10 protein-coding genes and 3 pseudogenes are annotated in these 18,877 nt (G+C 58.2%); 12 read left to right on the top strand and 1 reads right to left on the bottom strand.

The genetic code is table 11. The annotated features are described in order from the left end of the window. The first annotated feature begins 3 nt into the window (after positions 1 to 3). The 7 genes and pseudogenes from J5M56_RS04760 to J5M56_RS04730 all read left to right on the top strand — a co-directional run bounded on the left by J5M56_RS04760 (position 4) and on the right by J5M56_RS04730 (position 11,551). Positions 4 to 4,230, top strand: a complete 4,227-nt coding sequence (locus J5M56_RS04760) for an RHS repeat-associated core domain-containing protein (RefSeq protein ID WP_207870025.1) — start codon at positions 4 to 6, stop codon at positions 4,228 to 4,230. Further along, positions 4,227 to 4,862 carry a DUF1629 domain-containing protein gene (locus J5M56_RS04755; RefSeq protein ID WP_347709414.1) on the top strand — a complete coding sequence of 212 codons (636 nt, stop codon included), beginning with the start codon at positions 4,227 to 4,229 and terminating at the stop codon, positions 4,860 to 4,862. The genes J5M56_RS04760 and J5M56_RS04755 overlap by 4 nt, the downstream gene beginning before the upstream one ends. 217 nt (positions 4,863 to 5,079) lie before the next feature. Then, positions 5,080 to 7,650, top strand: a pseudogene (locus J5M56_RS04750) (RHS repeat-associated core domain-containing protein); the annotation flags it as partial. After that, complete coding sequence (locus J5M56_RS04745) at positions 7,644 to 8,123, top strand: hypothetical protein (protein ID WP_186477222.1); 480 nt, start codon at positions 7,644 to 7,646, stop codon at positions 8,121 to 8,123. The pseudogene J5M56_RS04750 and the gene J5M56_RS04745, both read left to right, overlap by 7 nt. A 118-nt stretch (positions 8,124 to 8,241) precedes the next feature. Then, positions 8,242 to 10,745, top strand: a pseudogene (locus tag J5M56_RS04740) (RHS repeat-associated core domain-containing protein); the annotation flags it as partial. Positions 10,746 to 10,864: 119 nt separating this feature from the next. After that, positions 10,865 to 11,140 (top strand): hypothetical protein, encoded by a 276-nt coding sequence (locus J5M56_RS04735; RefSeq protein WP_207870023.1) that lies wholly within the window; start codon positions 10,865 to 10,867, stop codon positions 11,138 to 11,140. Next, positions 11,141 to 11,551 (top strand): immunity 22 family protein, encoded by a 411-nt coding sequence (locus J5M56_RS04730; RefSeq protein WP_207870021.1) that lies wholly within the window; start codon positions 11,141 to 11,143, stop codon positions 11,549 to 11,551. Between the two features lie 295 nt (positions 11,552 to 11,846). Here the strand turns inward: J5M56_RS04730 and J5M56_RS04725 are convergent, their stop codons facing one another. Continuing rightward, positions 11,847 to 13,094, bottom strand: a complete 1,248-nt coding sequence (locus J5M56_RS04725) for an IS256 family transposase (protein WP_207870019.1) — start codon at positions 13,092 to 13,094, stop codon at positions 11,847 to 11,849. Positions 13,095 to 13,147: 53 nt separating this feature from the next. Here J5M56_RS04725 and J5M56_RS04720 point away from each other — a divergent pair. The 5 genes and pseudogenes from J5M56_RS04720 to J5M56_RS04700 all read left to right on the top strand — a co-directional run. After that, positions 13,148 to 13,770: pseudogene (locus J5M56_RS04720) on the top strand (type IV secretion protein Rhs); the annotation flags it as partial. A 220-nt stretch (positions 13,771 to 13,990) separates the two neighbouring features. Then, positions 13,991 to 15,166: a M20 aminoacylase family protein gene (locus J5M56_RS04715; protein ID WP_207870017.1), complete on the top strand. Its 1,176-nt coding sequence runs from the start codon at positions 13,991 to 13,993 to the stop codon at positions 15,164 to 15,166. An 84-nt stretch (positions 15,167 to 15,250) separates the two neighbouring features. Further along, complete coding sequence (locus J5M56_RS04710) at positions 15,251 to 16,561, top strand: citrate-proton symporter (RefSeq protein ID WP_207870015.1); 1,311 nt, start codon at positions 15,251 to 15,253, stop codon at positions 16,559 to 16,561. Continuing rightward, a complete protein-coding gene (locus tag J5M56_RS04705; protein WP_207870013.1) occupies positions 16,558 to 18,015 on the top strand; it encodes an amidase in 1,458 nt (485 codons plus the stop codon). Before J5M56_RS04710 ends, J5M56_RS04705 begins: the two co-directional genes overlap by 4 nt. Positions 18,016 to 18,083: 68 nt before the next feature. Beyond that, a complete protein-coding gene (locus tag J5M56_RS04700; protein ID WP_060479513.1) occupies positions 18,084 to 18,857 on the top strand; it encodes an IclR family transcriptional regulator in 774 nt (257 codons plus the stop codon). The last annotated feature ends 20 nt before the right edge of the window (positions 18,858 to 18,877 follow it).

Here is an 18,877-nt window from a genome sequence, read left to right as displayed (position 1 = left end):
CTCATGTTCGAAGCGGCCAGGTTCGGCGACGAGATATCGCACACCAGCGCACTGGGGGGCTTTCTAATTGGAGCCGCCTTGGGCATCGCGCTGGTGGCCACGGTAGCCATTGCCACATTCACCTGCGGGTTTGGCGTGGCCTTGTTGGCCGGCCTTGCAGCCGGTATCGGAGGCAGCCTGCTGACCGCCGCCGGAGAGGCGATAGGCAGTATGTTCTCGTCCCCCTCAGGGACGATAACCACTGCCTCACACAACGTATTCATCAACAGCCTGAAGGCCGCCCGCGTCGAGAAAAGTATCGGTGCCTGCGACAAGCATCCCGGGCCTGTGCAAATCGCCGAAGGCTCGACCAACGTCTTCATCAATAGCGTTGCCGCTGCACGCAAGGGTGACAAGCTGACCTGCGGCGCGACCATTTCCGGCGGCTCGGCTAACGTCATCGTTGGCGGCGGTACCTACCGCTACTTGCCTGTGGATGACGAAATTCCTCAGTGGCTGCGTACCACCGTCGATGTGCTCATGGCCATTGCCGGCGCCGCTGGCGGTATCGCCCAATTGATCAAGGCTGGCACCCAGGCCGGCATGAAGGCCGTCATGCCTTGCGCCCTGAAATTCACGGCAGGCTTCATCGCGGGGGAGGTGGCCAGCCGCTACGTGGTCGAGCCTGTGGTCCGCAGGGCCATCGGTGGCCTGGTCGGCAACCCTGTCGACCTCACCACTGGGCGCAAGCTGATCCCCGATGAGATCGACTTCAGCCTGCCGGGCCTGATGCCTATCGAATGGTCACGCTTCTACGCCAGCGACCTCACTGTCGACAGCGTGCTGGGGCGCGGCTGGGTACTGCCTTGGGAGCAAAGCCTGCGCCGCCAGGGCTCGTTTATCTACCTCACCGACAACCAGGGCCGCGAGGTCCCATTCGTGACCCTGCAGCCGGGTGAGCGCATCTACAACCCGCACGAACAGGTGTACCTGGTGTGTACCGAGGGTGGCCATTACATCCTGCAGACCCTCGACAACCTGTTCTTCTACTTCGGCGAAGTCCCCGACAGCAACACCGAAGTGCCGTTACAACGCATCGAGAATGCTCTGGGCCACTTCCTGCACTTCACCCGCACGCCCGACGGCACCCTGACCGACGTCAGCGCCACCGGCGGCACCCGCATCCACCTGCACTACGATAACCCCCTGGGCCGCCTGACCGACATCAAGCGCGTGATCGACAACCAGGCGGTCGAAACCCTCACCCAGTACCGCTACGACGAACACGGCCAGCTGAGCGCGGTGATCAACCGCAACGGCGACACCGTGCGCAACTTCAGCTACGCCGAAGGCCTGATGGTCACCCACAGCAACGCCCTGGGCCTGGGCTGCCACTACCGTTGGGAAACACTCGGCGATAAACCACGCGTGGTCGAGCACTGGACCAGCGATGGCGAGCACTACCATTTCCGCTACGACCTCGATGCCCGCACCAGCTGGGCCACCGATGTGCTCGGCCGCGAGCTGGAAGTGCAGTACAACGCCGACCACCGTGTCATCGCCAGCCGTGACTACGGTGGCGAGCGTTACGCCATCGAGCTGGACGAGCAGGGCAACATGGTCGGCCTGGACCTGCCGGACGGCAACCGGCTCGCCTTCCAGTACGACGAATTCGCCCGCCTGCTGGAAGAAACCGACCCGCTGGGCCGTAAGATCCAGTACGAATATCACCACCTGACCACGCTGGTGACTCAGGTCACCTACCCAGACGGCAGCACCTGGCGAGCGCGCTACGACGACAAGGGCAACCTGCTTGCCGAATTCGATGCCCTCGGCCAGATGACCGAGTATCTGAACAGCGACGACGGCCTGCCGCACACCATCATCGATGCCACCTACAAGTCCAAGTACCTGTGGTGGAACAGCCTGGCCCAGGTCGAGCGTTATCAGGACTGTTCGGGCAAGAGCACTTACTACCGCTACGACGAGCGTCAGCACCTGGTAGCGGTGACCGATGCGCTGAGCCAGACCACCACCCTGGAGCGCAAGCCGGACGGCGAGGTGGTGCGCATCAGCCATCCGGACGGCACGAAGGAAACCTTCAGCTACAACGTCTACGGCCAGGTGCTCAGCCATACCGACGGTAAGGGCCAGACCACCCGCCTGATGCGCACCGCACGCGGTTTGCCCAGCAGCCGCGAGGATGCCAAGGGCCAGCGAGTACGTTACGAGTACGACAAGGCCATTCGCCTGACCGCGCTGGTCAACGAGAACAACGCCACGTACAGCTTTGCCTACGACGCTTCGGATCGGCTGAGCGAAGAGGTGCGGGTAGATAACCTTACCCGGCGTTTCAGCTACAACGTCGGTGGCCACCTGACGCGACTGGATGAAATCGGCTACGGCGAAAATGCCGAGCGCCCCGAGCGGCACACGCTGTTCGAGCGCGACACCATTGGCCGGTTGGTCGGCAAGATCAATCTCGATTCTCAGCAGCAGTTCACGTATGACGAGGTTGACCGCTTGCTGAGCATCGAGCGGCAGCCCAGTGGTATGGGCAAACAGCTTGGGGTGACCGAGGAAAAGCTGGAGTACGCCTACGATGTGCTGGGAAGGCTGACACAAGAGATCACGCCCGATGGCACGCTGGGTTATGAGTACGATCCGCTCAGCAATCTGACCACTCTGACCCTGCCGGATGGGCGCAAGGTCAACCACCTGTACTACGGCAGCGGTCACCTGCACCAGTTGAACCTGGACGGCCAAGTGATCAGCGACATGGAGCGCGATGACCTGCACCGTGAGGTCTACCGCACCCAGGGCAAACTCACCAGTTGCTTTGGCTACGACGCCATGGGGCGCAAGGCTTGGCAGTTTGCTTCTACCTTGCCCGCTGACAAGCTGTCCCAGGTGCACAACACGGGTATCAATACCTCGCTGCTGGTGGAGCATGCGTACAACCCGATCCACCGCCGTTACCAGTACGACCCGGCCGGAGAACTGGTGCGTACCCTCGACAAGCTGCGGGGCGAGATCAAATACGAGTACGAAGCCAACGGGCAACTGCGCAGCCGTGATACCGGTTCACTGGTGGGCAGCGAGGAGTTTCGCTACGACCCGGCGGCGAACAGGCTGGACTTCAATGCGCGGCAGTTTGACAAGGTCAAGGACAACCGGATCAAGCAGTGGCGGGACCAGGAGTATCGCTACGATCCTTGGGGCAACCTGATCGAGAAGCGCTCGGGGCGCAGCAAGCTGCAGAGTTTTAGCTACGACTGCGAGAACCGGCTGGTGCGGGCGCAGACGCTGGTTAACGGTAAGCTGGAGAGTACCGGGCAATACCGGTACGACAGCCTGGGGCGGCGGGTGGCCAAGCAGGCTGAGATCAACGGCGAAGTCGAACAGAGGCGCTTCCTGTGGCAAGGGTTGAGGATGTTGCGGGAGGAAACGCCTGGTCAGAGCATTTTGTACCTGTATGAGCCGGGTAGCTATGCGCCGTTGGCGCGCGTGGATCAGGTTGAAGGGACAGAACAGAAGGTCTACTACTTCCATACGGATCAGATTGGTACGCCGTTGGAGCTGACGGATAGCGAAGGCCAGATCGTTTGGCAAGCGACCTATCGTTCTTGGGGGGAGATAGAGCAGCTGGCCATTAGTGAAATCGAGCAGAATCTCCGCTTCCAAGGTCAATACTTTGATAGTGAAACGGGACTGCACTACAATACGTTCAGATTCTATGATTCCGAGGTTGGGCGTTTCATTACCCAAGACCCCATAGGGTTGGGTGGTGGCATTAATGTTTATTCATATGCTACAGATCCAATTCAAGAAGTTGACCCGCTAGGATGGTGCTCGACAAAGCTGGGCAACAATATGGGGGCCAGGAAGGGTGATGGCATGGCGAATCATCACCTCATCCCTGAAGAAATCATGAAGAAGCCGCGTTATGCAAAAATGTTTAACAAGCTTCGATCAATGGGCTTTGGCGACGACGGCGCATCCAATGGAATATTCTTGCCTGGTAGCAAAAAACTGACGGAGAAAATTGACCTCCCAGGGCACTGGTCTAATCATGCTAAATATACAAAAGTAGTGGAGACTAAAGTCTCGGCTTTGAATGATGCATTTAGGGCTGGCAAAGTTTCTGATACTCAGTTGGTGCTGGGTATTGGAAAGATTCAGAATTTCGCAAGAGAAAATCTCATGAATAATAATTTTGTAGTAGATGCTGTCACTGGGAGGCTTTTGTGAGCAGTTCCAAATATTACGTTATGCGATACTGCTCGCAGGATAGTGGCTGTCCTATTGTATTGTCGGGCTTTTTCAATTGTGATGAGTTTGAGTGGGATTCTTTCGAGCTCAATCCGATGGCGCTAAACATAGAGAACAGATATTCATTAGAGCTTTCTGGTTTGGAAATGTCACTTGGTGATCTGGATTTTGACTATTACCAATTGGGTGAGACTTTTGTCTCCAAAAAATTTTTAGGTGTCTGCGATAAGCTGGGAGCAAAGTACAAGGCTATCCCATTGGAGATTTCCTTTAAGGGGGATTCTCGGAAAGATGAGTTTTTTATATTTCTTCCTGGTGAAAGCTTGGCGGCATTAGATAAAGCCAAGTCGGTATTTGAGGTATCTAAAGACATGGAGAGCGGCGTCGAAATTGAAAGTCCGATTTATCCAGGCTCTGTGAGTATTGATAGTATTAAGAAATTTGTCATCTCTCCAACGCTGGATGCGGATATTTTTAGATGTCAGGAAACTTTAGAGTTATTCTGCAGTGACAGCTTTAAGTCTGCTGCAGGCGATTTGAAGGGTCTTGCATTTGAGGCTATTGATGAAAATTATACATACGACGCGTGGGCAGAATTAAATGATATTTGATTGTATTTTTAGTTGCTTTTAAAGTCAGTGTGAGATGCGGTTGTCAGATAGTTAGGAAGGCTCTTTAAAGCTGTGAGGCAACGTTGGTGCTATCTAAACTCAGGTGGCCCATTGTTCTGCTAGGCCTTACTGGAAAATTAGTGCAGCGAGCACAACTCCGTCGCATCCAGTTGTGGAACTTGGCAGTTTAAGTTATCCCATAGATCAAGGCGAGTAGGGCAACATGGTCGGCCTGAGCCCGCCGCACGGCAACCGGCTCACGTTCCAGTACGACGAGTTCGCCCGCCTGCTCGAAGAAACCGACCCGCTGGGCCGCAAGACCACCTACGAATATCACCACCTGACCACGCTGGTGACTCAGGTCACCTACCCAGACGGCAGCACCTGGCGAGCGCGCTACGACGACAAGGGCAACCTGCTCGCCGAATTCGATGCCCTCGGCCAGATGACCGAGTATCTGAACAGCGACGACGGCCTGCCGCACACCATCATCGATGCGACCTACAAGTCCAAGTACCTGTGGTGGAACACCCTGGCCCAGGTCGAGCGCTATCAGGATTGCTCGGGCAAGAGCACGTACTACCGCTACGACGAGCGTCAGCATCTGGTGGCCGTGACCGATGCGCTGAACCAGACCACCACGCTGGAGCGCAAGCCGGACGGTGAAGTGGTGCGCATCATCCATCCCGACGGTACCAATGAAACCTTCGGCTACAACGTCTACGGCCAGGTGGTGAGCCACACCGACGGCAAGGGCCAGACCACCCGCCTGATGCGCACCGCACGCGGTTTGCCCAGCAGCCGCGAGGATGCCAAGGGCCAGCGAGTACGCTACGAGTACGACAAGGCCATCCGCCTGACCGCGCTGGTCAACGAGAACAACGCCACGTACAGCTTTGCCTATGACGCTTCGGACCGGCTGAGCGAAGAAGTGCGGGTGGATAACCTGACCCGGCGTTTCAGCTACAACCTCGGCGGCCATCTGACCCGACTGGATGAGATTGGCTATGGCGAAAATGCCGAGCGCCCCGAGCGGCACACGCTGTTCGAGCGCGACACCATTGGCCGGTTGGTCGGCAAGATCAATCTCGATTCTCAGCAGCAGTTCACGTATGACGAGGTTGACCGCTTGCTGAGCATCGAGCGGCACCCGAACGGACTCGGCAAGCAACTTGGGGTGACCGAGGAAAAGCTGGCGTACACCTACGATGTGCTGGGGCGGCTGACGCAAGAAATCACGCCCGATGGCACGCTGGGCTACGAGTACGATCCGCTCAGTAACCTGACCACCCTGACCCTGCCGGATGGCCGCAAGGTCAACCACCTGTACTACGGCAGCGGTCACCTGCACCAGCTGAACCTGGACGGCCAAGTGATCAGCGACATGGAGCGCGATGACCTGCACCGTGAGGTCTACCGCACCCAGGGCAAACTCACCAGTTGCTTTGGCTACGACGCCATGGGACGCAAGGCTTGGCAGTTTGCCTCAACCTTGCCTGCAGACAAGCTTTCACAGGTGCACAACACCGGTATCAATACCTCGCTGCTGGTGGAGCATGCGTACAACCCGATCCACCGCCGTTACCAGTACGACCCGGCCGGAGAACTGGTGCGTACCCTCGACAAGCTGCGGGGCGAGATCAAATACGAGTACGAAGCCAACGGGCAACTGCGCAGCCGTGATACCGGTTCACTGGTGGGCAGCGAGGAGTTTCGCTACGACCCGGCGGCGAACAGGCTGGACTTCAATGCGCGGCAGTTTGACAAGGTCAAGGACAACCGGATCAAGCAGTGGCGGGACCAGGAGTATCGCTACGATCCTTGGGGCAACCTGATCGAGAAGCGCTCGGGGCACAGCAAGCTGCAGAGCTTTAGCTACGACTGCGAAAACCGGCTGGTGCGTGCCGAGACGCTGGTTAACGGTAAGCTGGAGAGTACCGGGCAATACCGGTACGACAGCCTGGGGCGGCGGGTGGCCAAGCAGGCTGAGATCAACGGCGAAGTCGAACAGAAGCGCTTCCTGTGGCAAGGGTTGAGGATGTTGCGGGAGGAAACGCCTGGTCAGAGCATTTTGTACCTGTATGAGCCGGGAAGCTATTCGCCGTTGGCGCGCGTGGATCAGGTTGAAGGGGAAGAACAGAAGGTCTACTACTTCCATACGGACCAGATTGGTACGCCGCTGGAGTTGACGGACAGCGAGGGTGAGATCGTTTGGCGGGCGAGCTACCGCTCGTGGGGTTCGGTAGAGCAGCTGGCCGTTAACGAAATCGAGCAGAATCTGCGTTTTCAAGGGCAGTATCTTGATAACGAAACGGGACTGCACTACAACACTTTCCGTCACTACGATCCTGAGGTAGGGCGTTATGTTTCTCAGGACCCTATTGGTTTAGATGGTGGGCTAAATCTTTACCGCTATGGTCAAAATCCGATAGGTTGGATTGACCCATGGGGATGGGAGTGTTGGAGTACTGCACGAAAAAACTATTGGAAAGCTGAAGCCAAAGCACCTAGTCGGACTTATTCACCTGCTAATCTGGTGCGTATGGCTGAGGGGAAGGCGCCCAAGATGACGGTTGAAGTGATTTCTCGTAAAACAGATAAGATATCAATAAGAGAATATACTTTAGAACTTCATCATAATGATATCCCTCAGCGAGTGGGTGGGGAGGGTGTTCATGATTCGTCTAATTTGCTTGCGCTTACTCCTTGGGAGCACGAGGCTGTCGATCAATTTAGGCATGTAGGATCGGATCTGATTAGGGTAATAAAAGGAGTTGATGTATGGTAGTCGACAGTGGTTTGTTGGCGGAGCGTATAGTGGGATCGCCCATTTATAAAAAATTGCTCTCGGAGCTTGTTGATGTTTTACATATTGAGGTTGAGTCGGAATACACGGAGGTATTTGCTAGGCTTGACTCTGCTAAGGTTGCAAGGGCAAAAGTCGATATTGATGAGTTAATGTTAGCGTTAACTGATAACTTCGACCTGTTACGGGGATATTCTATTTCTAAATTCCGGGCATTATCCGCTGAAGAAGAGGATGAGGAGGAATACCCCGCTGGAGCAGAACCTTCAGAGGACGAAAAAAGCAAGACCCTTTCAGTTGGAAAGTACTCGCAAGGGTTTCTGTTGACAAATCTCATTGAGTATGTATTGGCGAAGTCTAGTCGCGAGCAACTACTAGAATATCTTAAGCTTTCGAGAATCCCTCGAGCGAAAAAATATGCTGACCAGCTGTTTAAGTTGGTAAAACTCGTGTGATGTAGATTATTTAACTGGCACTTATTGCTCGGAGTGCTTCGTAGTTGTTATTTTTCGGTACGAGTTGGTGGCTCTCTAAAAATGTACTAGCTTGGATTTCGGGATTAAACCCCCGAAATACGCCGAAGGCCTGATGGTCACTCACAGCAAAGCCCTGGGCCTGGGCTGCCACTACCGCTGGGAAACCCAGGTGGCAAACCACGGGTGGTCGAGCACTGGACCAGCGATGGCGAGCACTACCATTTCCGCTACGACCTCGACGCCCGCACCAGCTGGGCCACCGACGTGCTCGGCCGCGAGCTGGAAGTGTAGTACAACGCCGACCACCGCGTGCTCGCCAGCCGTGACTACGGTGGCGAACGCTACGCCATCGAGCTGGACGAGCAGGGCAACATGGTTGGCCTGGATTTGCCGGACGGCAACCGGCTCGCCTTCAAGTACGATGAATACGCCCGCCTGCTGGAAGAAACCGACCCGCTGGGCCGCAAGACCACCTACGAATCTCACCACCTGACCACGCTGGTGACCCAGGTCAGCTATCCGGACGGCAGCACCTGGCGAGCGCGCTACGACGACAAGGGCAACCTGCTCGCCGAATTCGATGCCCTCGGCCAGATGACCGAGTATCTGAACAGCGACGACGGCCTGCCGCATACCATCATCGATGCGACTTACAAGTCCAAGTACCTGTGGTGGAACACCCTGGCCCAGGTCGAGCGTTATCAGGATTGCTCGGGCAAGAGCACTTGTTACCGCTACGACGATCGTCAGCACCTGGTGGCGGTGATCGATGCGCTGAACCAGACCACCACCCTGGAGCGCAAGCCCGACGGCGAAGTGCTGCGCATTAGTCACCCGGACGGTACCGCGGAAACCTTCACCTACAACGTCTACGGCCAGGTAATCAGCCACACCGACGGCAAGGGCCAGACCACACGCCTGATGCGTACGGCGCGTGGCCTGCCGAGCAGCCGCCAGGATGCCAAGGGCCAGCGGGTACGCTACGAGTACGACAAGGCCGTGCGCCTGATCGCGCTGGTCAATGAGAACAACGCCACGTACAGCTTTGCCTATGACGCTTCGGACCGGCTGAGCGAAGAAGTGCGGGTGGATAACCTGACCCTGCGTTTCAGCTACAACCTCGGCGGCCATCTGACCCGACTGGATGAGATTGGCTATGGCGAAAATGCCGAGCGGCCGGAGCGGCATACGCTGTTTGAGCGTGACACCATTGGCCGATTGGTCGCCAAGATCAATCGCGATGCGCGTCAAGACTATGCGTACGACGACGGCGACCGGTTGCTGAGCATCGAGCGGCAGCCGACCGGGATCGGCAAGCAGCTTGGGATCACGGAAGAGAAGCTGGAGTACGCCTACGATCTGCTGGGGCGGTTGACCAAAGAAATTACCCCCGACGGCACGCTCGGCTACGAGTACGATCCACTCAGCAACCTGACCACATTGACCCTGCCGGATGGCCGCAAGGTCAACCACCTGTACTACGGCAGCGGGCACCTGCACCAGTTGAACCTGGACGGCCAAGTGATCAGCGATATGGAGCGCGACGACCTGCACCGCGAGGTGTACCGGACCCAGGGCAAGCTCACCAGCTGCTTTGGCTATGACGCCATGGGGCGGAAGGCCTGGCAGTTTGCCTCGAACTTGCCGGCCGACAAGCTCTCGCAGGTGCACAACACCGGTATCAATACCTCGCTGCTGGTGGAGCATGCCTACAACCCGATCCACCGTCGCTATCAGTACGACCCGGCGGGTGAACTGGTGCGCACGCTGGACAAGCTGCGTGGCGAGATCAAGTACGAGTACGAAGCTAACGGCCAGTTGCGCAGCCGCGATACCGGCTCGCTGGTGGGCAGCGAAGAGTCCCGTTACGACCCGGCAGCCAACCGCCTGGACTTCAATGCGCGGCAGTTCGACAAGGTCAAGGACAACCGGATCAGACAGTGGCGGGATCAGGAGTACCGTTACGATCCGTGGGGCAACCTGATCGAGAAGCGCTCGGGGCACAGCAAGCTGCAGAGCTTTAGCTATGACTGCGAGAACCGGCTGGTGCGGGCGGAGACACTGCATAACGGCAAGCTGGAAGGCCGGGGTGAGTATCGCTACGACAGCCTGGGGCGGCGGGTGGCCAAGCAGGCGGAGATCAACGGCGAAGTCGAACAGAAGCGCTTCTTCTGGCAAGGGTTGCGGATGCTGCGTGAGGAGACGCCGGGACAGAGCATACTGTACCTGTATGAGCCAGGCAGCTATGCGCCGTTGGCGCGGGTCGATCAGGCGGAAGGGGAGGAGCAGAAGCTTTATTACTTCCATACTGACCAGATTGGCACGCCGTTGGAGTTGACGGACAGCAATGGCAAGATCGTTTGGCAGGCGACGTATCGTTCTTGGGGGGCGATAGATAGTCTGCCGGTCAGGGAAGTCGAGCAAAACCTACGGTTCCAAGGTCAGTATTTTGATTGCGAATCGAGCCTGAATTACAATACTTTTCGGTTCTATGATCCAGAAATTGGGCGATTTGTCACTCAAGATCCAATAGGTGTCAGAGGCGGTGCTAATTTATATGTTTATGTGCCGGCGCCGACTACTTGGGTTGACCCTTTGGGTTGGGTGCCTTGGGAGAAAAACGGGTTTGATAGCTGGTTTAATAGCGTCTCAGTTCAAGATATTGTTGATAATAAAAAGCTGTAGAAGCCGCCTTTAGAAATCCGGGAGGTAAACATGAGATGTTCCCTGTCTCTATAGCGTCGAAGGCAAAAGAACTTGGCTTTACCGCTCAAGAGCTTAAAGAAATGACAGTGCCAACCAAAGATATTACTTTTGTGGGTGTGACAGACAAACATGGTAATCCTGTGCCGGACGGTCCGCACCATGGTAGTAGGGCTGGAAGGCTGTTCCATAATAATTTAATTAAAGACCTGAATGATGCGAAAAGCAAAGCTCAAGCGCTTAGCGTGATCGATTCACATCACAGCAAACACATGAAGCTAGGAGCATGCTAAATGGATTCTTATGATATTGATCGGTATGAAAAAGTTCATGTTTGGGTAGGTACAAATTTTTCTTCGGAGGATGAATATCTAAAGTATTTTGAATTGGACTATTCTGTGGATTTGGATGGTCCAGCATATAAGGTTTGTGGGTTTTGCAAAGATATTGGTTTGAGATGGTATGACGAGGATTTCATAGGGATTATGCCAAGAAAAGCGGAGGAGGTGAATTTAGAGGAGATCTTGCTTGAATCTGCGGTTGATTCCAGTTGCATTGCAGATCTAAAGGCGGAGTGTTTGAGACTTGGAATTACTAAGGCTAATGCAATTTTCTGGTACTCTGATGGTGGCACGGAAATTTCCAAACCGCTAAAGTCGAATTATAATGGTTTGAAGTATGTTGGGTTATATGAGGGCGAATAAGCTCGACGAAGGTCCAGAAGAACCTGGAATTGGCGCTCTGCGTCAACATTTTTAGTGTTTGGATCTGATTTTCGATGTGCGGTTATGTGTTGTTTTTAATTTAAAGTTTTTGTTGTGAGTACTAGGGTAATAAGGATTCGAACTTTAATAACTAATAGTTTATTTGGCTCTGCCAAAGTATAGGTAGAGCCGATATTCTTTCACTGCATGTGCCGCCGGGCGCATCTACAACCGGAAGTGTCAGATTTTTTGTGTGCGGGCCGGTAACGGCCTGCCGTCAGGCAGGCCCTGACTTTCACCAAGTCGCCCTGATGAACCGATCTCCGTACAAAATCGCGAATTGATTCATTGCACTTTTCCAATCATGCGCCGCTGAGCCCCAGTTCGCCGTGATGTTTCGCAGCCCCAGCCAGATCAGCTTGGTAGCTGCGTCATCGTTCGGGAAATGGCCTCGGGTCTTAATGATCTTGCGCAGCTGGGCATTGATACTCTCGATGGCGTTGGTGGTGTAGATCACTTTCCGGATGGCTGGCGGGAAGACAAAGAAGGGAATCACTCGATCCCAGGCGCGTCTCCAGGCCGCAACGACCGTTGGATACTGCTTGCCCCAGGGCCCGTTTTCAAACTCATCGAGTGCCTGCTCAGCCGCTTCGGCGTTGATGGCCTGGTAGATCGGCTTGAGCGCCTTGGCCAGTGCCCGGCGCTTGTCCCAGGCCGCGTAGTCCAGGCTGTTGCGGATCAGGTGCACGATACAGGTCTGCAGCGTCGCCTCTGGAAACACGGCGCTGAGAGCCTCTGGCATGCCTTTGAGGCCATCGGTCACGGCAATCAGCACATCCTCGACACCACGTGTCTTGAGATCGTTGAAGACCTTCATCCAGAACTTCGCACCCTCGGTGTTCTCGATCCAGATGCCCAAGATATCGCGCGTCCCGTCGGGTAGAACGCCCAGCGCCAAGTAAATGGCCTTGTTGCGCACCAAGCCTTCTTCGCGGATCTTCACCCGCAGCGCATCGAAGAAAATAACCGGGTACATCGGCTCCAGTGGCCGTTGTCGCCACGTGCCAATCTCTTCCATGACCTCGTCTGTCACAGAGCTGATGAAGTCGGGTGAGACCTCTGTTCCATACTGCTCGGACAGAAAGGCCCGGATCTCTCTGACCGTCATGCCACGGGCGTACATGGCGATGATCTTGTCATCGAAACCGGTGTACCGCCGCTCATGCTTGGGGATGAGAATGGGCGCAAAACTGCCGTCTCGGTCACGAGGAATTTCCAGCCGCAGCGGGCCATCACCGGTCAAAACCGTCTTGCCACTCTTGCCGTTACGCTGATTGGTTTCATCCTCTGGGCGCTGCGCGCCCGGCGGATAGCCCAGGTGGTGGCCAAGTTCGGCATGCAGAGCGCGCTCGATCAAGGCCTTCTTGAACGCCGCAGAGGCATCCTCGATAGCCTCTGCGGTCATCAGACCCTCACCGAACTGCTCCAGCAGCTCTTTGGGGATTTTGGGCAGGTCACGCAAGGGTTTCTTTTTGGTTGGCATACATGCACCTCTTACTCATGTTATGCCCGAACACAAAATTTCTGACACCCTCCTACAACCCGCACGAACAGGTGTACCTGTATGCACCGAGGGCGGCCACTACATCCTGCAAACCCTCGACAACCTGTTCTTCTATTTCGGCGAAGTGCCAGACACCAACAGCGAAGTGCCGCTGCAACGCATCGAAAACGCCCTCGGCCACCTCCTGCATTTCACCCGCACGCCCGACGGTACGCTGACCGACATCAGCGCCACCGGCGGCACCCGCGTGCACCTGCACTACGACAACCCGCTGGGTCGCCTGACCGACATCAAGCGCGTGATCGACAACCAGGCGGTCGAAACCCTCACCCAGTACCGCTACGACGAACACGGCCAGCTGACCACCGTCATCAACCGCAACGGCGACACCGTGCGCAGCTTCAGCTCCGCCGAAGGCCTGATGGTGACCCACAGCAACGCGCTGGGCCTGGGCTGCCACTACCGTTGGGAAACCCAGGGTGGCAAACCACGGGTGGTCGAGCACTGGACCAGCGATGGCGAGCACTACCACTTCCGCTACGACCTCGACGCCCGCACCAGCTGGGCCACCGACGTGCTCGGCCGCGAGCTGGAGGTGCAGTACAACGCCGACCACCGCGTGCTCGCCAGCCGTGACTACGGTGGCGAACGCTACCGACATGCCCGCGACCGCCAGCATCCCCTTACACCTGCAGTGCAGCGCAAATCCTCGCCTACTGCCCTATGTGCGTACCACTAGTTCCACCCCGTGGAACCACATTAGTTTGTACTCCCTCACCACTCGCGCTTATCTGTCGCCTAACACGACCTGCCAGCTCCGTCGTGATCTCAAGCGAACAACAAGAACCGGGCCCCACCCGCGCGAGGAGATTCCCATGCAGCGACATCAGCACATCCTGGCTTGGCTTAACGACGTGGCCTGCGACCTGCACGCCATCCGCCACGACATCCACGCCCACCCTGAACTGGGTTTCGAAGAAAGCCGCACGTCGGCGCTGGTTGCCTCGCTGCTGCAGCAGTGGGGTTATGAGGTGCATACCGGTATCGGCAAAACCGGTGTGGTAGGGGTGCTGCGCAATGGCAGCAGTACGCGCAAGCTGGGGTTGCGTGCCGATATGGATGCGCTGCCCATTCACGAAGCTACCGGTGCGGCCTACAGCAGCCGTCACCAAGGCTGTATGCATGCTTGTGGGCATGATGGGCATACCACCATGCTGCTCGGTGCAGCGCGTTACCTAGCTGCGACGCGGCAGTTCGATGGCACGTTGACGCTGATTTTTCAACCTGCGGAGGAGGGCCAGGGCGGGGCCGAGGCGATGCTGGCCGATGGCTTGCTGCAGCGCTTCCCCTGTGACGCGCTGTTTGGCATGCACAACATGCCGGGGCTGCCGGCCGGGCATTTGGGCTTGCGGGAAGGGCCGATGATGGCCTCGCAAGACTTGCTCAGCGTGACCATCGCGGGTGTTGGCGGGCATGGTTCCATGCCGCATCTGACTGTCGACCCCCTGGTGGCCGCAGCCAGTGTGGTGATGGCGTTGCAGACCGTGGTGGCGCGCAATATCGATGCCCAGGAAGCGGCGGTGGTAACCGTTGGCGCGTTCCAGGCAGGCGAGGCTGCCAATGTGATCCCGCAGCAGGCGTTGCTGCGCCTGAGCCTGCGTGCGCTGGATGCGCAGGTGCGGGCGCAGACTCTTGAGCGGGTGCGGGCGATCATCGTCAGCCAAGCGCAAAGCTTTGGCTGCACGGCCAGCATCGAGCACCGCCCGGCCTACCCGGTGCTGGTCAACCATGCAGCAGAAAATGCCTTCGCCGAGCAGGTGGGGGTAGCGCTGCTCGGTGCTGACAAGGTCGATGGCAACACCCGCAAGCTGATGGGCAGCGAGGACTTTGCCTGGATGCTGCAGCGCTGCCCCGGTGCCTACCTGTTCATTGGTAACGGCATGCAAGGGCCGATGGTGCACAACCCCGGCTACGACTTCAACGACGACATTCTGCTGACCGGCGCCGCCTACTGGGCCGCGCTGACCGAGAGCTGGCTCAAGCCTGCCTGATTGCCCCTGTGTTGACGACTGCCGCTCGGCCCTGGGCGCGGCTGCGCCTGGGCGATCACTTGAACAAAAAAGGGAGCGTTCCCCATGCAGATTTCCAACACAGGCGCCTCGCGTACCCGGCAAGTGGTCGCGGCGGTCATCGGTAATGCGCTGGAGTGGTATGACTTTATCGTGTATGGCTTTCTGGCGAGCATCATCGCCCGCCAGTTTTTCCCTTCTGACGACGAATACGCTTCGCTGCTGATGGCACTGGCCACCTTTGGCGTGGGCTTTTTCATGCGTCCGGTGGGTGGCGTGCTGCTGGGGGTTTACGCCGACCGCAAGGGGCGCAAAGCGGCGATGCAGTTGATCATTCGCTTGATGACGGTGTCGATCGCCATGATCGCGTTCGCCCCAAATTACCTGGCCATTGGTATGGGCGCGCCGCTGTTGATCGTGGTCGCGCGGATGCTGCAGGGCTTTGCTACCGGAGGCGAGTATGCCAGCGCCACGGCGTTTCTGGTGGAGAGTGCGCCGGCCCATCGCAAGGGGCTGTATGGCTCGTGGCAATTGGTGGGGCAGTGCCTTGCGGTGTTCAGTGGGGCGGCGATGGTCGCACTGGTCACTCACCTGTGTACGCCCCAGGCGCTGGATAGCTGGGGCTGGCGAATTCCGTTCGTGTTCGGCTTGCTGATCGGCCCGGTGGGTCTGTGGATTCGCCGGCACATGCAGGAACCGGAGGAGTTTCTGCAGGCTCGCAAGCAGGCCAAGGGCCAGGCGCCGGGCCTGTGGCGGGTGCTGCGCGAGCACCGGCGCAGCCTCCTGGTGTCGATGGGCCTGGCCTGTGGCGCGACGGTGTCGTTCTATGTGGTGCTGGTGAACATGCCCACCTTTGCCCACAAGAACCTTGGGCTGCCGCTGGATCAGGTGTTGCTGGTACAGATGCTCGCCGTCGGGGTGATGACCGTGGTCATCCCCCTGGCCGGTGCGCTCTCGGATCGGCTGGGGCGTCGGCCCGTACTGATGGCCTTCACCCTGGCATTCTTCGTCATGGTGTACCCACTTTATGTATGGGTGGCCGCCGCACCTTCGGTACAGCGCTTGCTGGTGATGCAACTGCTGCTGTGTTCGGTCATTGGAGGCTTTTTTGGCCCGGCACCCACCGCACTGGCCGAGCAGTTCCCGGTAGAGGTGCGCTCTACCGGTGTGTCGGTGGCGTACAACGTGGCGGTGATGGTGTTCGGTGGCTTCGCGCCGTTGATCGTGACCTGGCTTAGCCAGGTTCTAGGCACACCCGTGGCCCCCTCGTTCTATGTGCTGTTCGCCTGCCTGCTGACCCTGCTTGGCACCTATTGCCTGAAAGAAGCACCGCGCGCCGGCAAGGCCGGGAACTACAACCTTGGAGTGAAACCGTGAACGCGCTTGCCCTCGACCCAATCGTTGCCCTTGATGCCGAGGCCTTGTCTCAAGCCATTCATGCTCGGCAGGTCAGTTGCCGTGAGGTGATGCAGGCTTACCTGGGCCACATCGAGCGCTGCAACCCCCAGGTCAATGCCTTGGTCTCGCTGCGCTCGCCCCAGGCCCTGCTGGCCGAAGCCGAAGCGTGCGACCTGGAGCTGGCGTGCGGGCAGTCCCGCGGTTGGATGCATGGCATGCCCCAGGCAATCAAGGACCTGGCCGCCACGGCCGGGCTACGCACTACCCTGGGCTCGCCGCTGTTCGCCGAACACCTGCCGGCCCACGACGCCATCAGCGTGGCGCGGGTGCGGGCCAGTGGCGCGATCATCATCGGTAAAACCAACGTGCCGGAGTTCGGGCTGGGCTCGCAGAGCTACAACCCGCTGTTTGGCACCACCACCAATGCCTACGATGCCAGCCGTGTGGCCGGAGGCAGCAGCGGCGGCGCTGCGGCAGCGTTGGCCATGCGCTTGCTGCCAGTAGCCGATGGCAGCGACATGATGGGCTCGCTGCGCAACCCGGCTGCGTTCAACAACGTGTTCGGCTTGCGCCCGTCCCAAGGCCGGGTGCCGTATGGCCCGGCTCCGGAGCTGTTCGTGCAGCAGCTGGCCACCGAGGGGCCAATGGGGCGCAGCGTGACCGATGTCGCCCGCTTGCTGACAGTGCAGGCTGGGTATGATCGGCGGGCGCCGCTGTCACTCAATGATGGCGAGCGGGATTTTGCGGCGGGGCTGCAGCGGGATTTCACCGGTGTGCGAATTGGCTGGCTGGGCGATTACGACGGCTATCTACCCATGGAAGACGGGGTGATGGCCCTGTGCGAAGCAGCCCTGGCCGATTTTGCCACCTTGGGCTGCAACGTCGAGGCTTGTCAGCCGGCCTTCGACCTGGCGCGTTTGTGGCAATGTTGGCTCACCCACCGCCACTTCCTGGTGCACGGCAGCCTGGCGGCGGCCTATGCCGACCCTGGCAAACGGGCGCTGCTCAAGCCCGAGGCGCAATGGGAGGTGCAGGGTGGCCTGCAGCTTAGCGCTGCGGCGGTCTATCAAGCGTCGCTGGATCGCAGTGCGTGGTACCAGGCCTTGCTCAGCTTGTTCGAGCGTTACGATTATCTGCTGCTGCCATCTGCCCAGGTGTTCCCTTTCGACGCAGCCCTGGCCTGGCCTGAAGTGGTTGGCGGGCGGCCCATGGACACCTATCACCGTTGGATGGAGGTGGTGATCGGGCCAACCCTGGCGGGCTTGCCAAGCATGAGCGTGCCGGTCGGTTTCAATGCCGCAGGCCTGCCGACGGGCCTGCAGATCATAGGCCCGGCCCAGGCAGACCATGCTGTGCTGCAACTGGCTTACGCCCATGAGCAACTGACCCGCTGGGTGCAGCGGCGCCCACCGCCAAGCCTTGTGAGCGGCTGAAGGGCTGACGCGGCCCGTATCTTGCTGGGCATGATGATCATCCACGCAGCGCCAGGGAGGTCACAGACATGGGCATAGCGACAGACACCGGTGGCGTGCGTTCGGTCGAGCGCGCGCTGGCCATCGTCGAATTGCTGGGTGAGCATCAGGCATTGGGGTTGGAAGAGGTGCATTACCTCACCGGCCTCCCGAAGGCTACAGCGTCACGCATGCTCGCTACCTTGCAGGAGCAAGGCTGGGTCTACCGTGGTTTGAATGACCGGCGCTACCGCCTGTGCGCCCGCCGCTTGTTCGGTGACCGCCAGCAACGTTTCAAGCGCCAGTTGGTGGAAAGCGCAGCGCCTTTGTTGCTGGAGCTGAGCGAGCGCACTGGGCTGGTGGCCGACTTGTCGTGCTTCGATGGTGAGCGCCTGGAGGTGATGGAAAGCGCCATACCGCAAGTTTTGCGCAAGCGTTATCCGAACAACTGCCATATCGTTGGCCAGCATGCCAGCCTGTTTCACTCGGCCATGGGCAGGGCGTGCCTGACAGAGCTGGCGCAAGAAGAGGTTCAGCGCCTGGCAGCCCATGAGCCAATGGCTGCCGAGGCCGTGATGGATGACCTGGAACGGGATGTCAAAAAGGGCTTTGGCCAACGTACCGAGGGCTATTGGGAGTATCCAGTGCGGCTGCCGTTTCTGATCCGGGCAATTGCCTTGCCGGTGCGGATACATGGGCAATTGGCAGGCAGCATTGCTCTGCACTGGCCGTTGGACCAAGCGCCAGTGGAGCAAGTGTTGGACCTGCATCTGAGCAGCCTGGCGGCGACTGTCGTGGACGTGCAGCATGCCTTGTTGAACTAGCGCGTGCCGGCCGGTTCTAC

The organism is Pseudomonas sp. 51_B (assembly GCF_017491595.1).
In the GTDB taxonomy this organism is placed as follows: Bacteria; Pseudomonadota; Gammaproteobacteria; order Pseudomonadales; family Pseudomonadaceae; genus Aquipseudomonas; species Aquipseudomonas promysalinigenes.
This window is presented reverse-complemented; position numbering and strand designations above follow the sequence as displayed.

Excerpts from the sequence above, each read along its gene's own strand:
- J5M56_RS04730 (WP_207870021.1), top strand. The coding sequence starts at position 11,141 with ATGGATTCTTATGATATTGATCGGTATGAAAAAGTTCATGTTTGGGTA.
- J5M56_RS04715 (WP_207870017.1), top strand. The coding sequence starts at position 13,991 with ATGCAGCGACATCAGCACATCCTGGCTTGGCTTAACGACGTGGCCTGC.
- J5M56_RS04710 (WP_207870015.1), top strand. The coding sequence starts at position 15,251 with ATGCAGATTTCCAACACAGGCGCCTCGCGTACCCGGCAAGTGGTCGCG.
- J5M56_RS04725 (WP_207870019.1), bottom strand. The coding sequence starts at position 13,094 with ATGCCAACCAAAAAGAAACCCTTGCGTGACCTGCCCAAAATCCCCAAA.
- J5M56_RS04735 (WP_207870023.1), top strand. The coding sequence starts at position 10,865 with ATGTTCCCTGTCTCTATAGCGTCGAAGGCAAAAGAACTTGGCTTTACC.
- J5M56_RS04745 (WP_186477222.1), top strand. The coding sequence starts at position 7,644 with ATGGTAGTCGACAGTGGTTTGTTGGCGGAGCGTATAGTGGGATCGCCC.
- J5M56_RS04760 (WP_207870025.1), top strand. The coding sequence starts at position 4 with ATGTTCGAAGCGGCCAGGTTCGGCGACGAGATATCGCACACCAGCGCA.
- J5M56_RS04700 (WP_060479513.1), top strand. The coding sequence starts at position 18,084 with ATGGGCATAGCGACAGACACCGGTGGCGTGCGTTCGGTCGAGCGCGCG.